General features: G+C 49.4%; 1 protein-coding gene. It reads right to left on the bottom strand.

Going from position 1 to position 978, the window contains the following annotated elements; genetic code table 11:
* The coding region (locus A3763_RS25865) for an efflux RND transporter permease subunit (RefSeq protein WP_197483140.1) at window positions 1–978 on the bottom strand (978 nt) is incomplete at both ends.

The raw sequence follows: 978 nt of genomic DNA, 5'->3' as shown, positions 1-978 counted from the left end.
TAATACCGTACTCGATGGACAGATTAGGTAAAAACTCTTCTTGTAGCTCGGCGATTATCTGGTTGGCATTATTTAAGTCGGGGTTAACGCTGGCGGTGACGTGCAGACCAAGCTTACCTTCAGTATGCCTAACCAGTTCTAAGCCTTTTCTATGGGTCAAGGTGACGACATTGCTTAGCTGAGCAATATCACCAGAGGGTGTAACGAGAGGGAAGTTGTCGAGAATACGAGAGTAGTTGCGCTCTTCATCGGGAAGAATAATCCGAACCTCGATCTCTTCATTCTCGTCATAGAATACTTGTAAAAGCTGGCCGTCGAAGGCCGCTCGTAATTGTCTGCCAACATCCGAGACGGTGAAGCCAAGCGCTTCTCCCAGAGGCGTAAGTGAGTAGATAAATTGGTTTTTACCAAAGGGTAGGTCGTCTTGGATATCACGCACGCCGACATAGGTTTTTAGCTTGGTCGCCAGGTCCTCACCCGCTTGTTTGAGTACCGAAGTCGCTTGCCCAGTGAGGAATATATCGACGTCTTTACCCGGTGGACCACCTCGTGGGCTAGATATGCTCAGCTGCTCTACGCCATCGGGTTGGTCGATGAAATCGTTCCAGGCTTCAATAAATTCGGGGTTTCTTATATCGCGAGCGTCTGGTGTTAAAAGTTCTACGTGAACGGAAGCATATTGTTCACCCGTGGAGTAGTTCTGGCCACCATCGAAGCTGGCCTGGTTAATCCTAAGAACACTATGAACGACCAGGCTATCAGCATCGCCCATGCGTTGTTCCTTGGCGAATTTTGCATCGGCTTGTTGCAAGGCTTGCTCCATGTGAAGGCCGAACTCGCGTACTTTTTCAGGCGGTGTTCCTGAAGCAAACTTAACGTTGCCAAGTAATATATGGCTTTCAGGTTGGGGGAAGAAGTCTGACTTGACCCGGCCCGAGGCAATCAGAGTGATACTGACAGCCAGGATCGCGACGGATA

Source organism: Oleiphilus sp. HI0128, from assembly GCF_001635365.1.
This window is presented reverse-complemented; position numbering and strand designations above follow the sequence as displayed.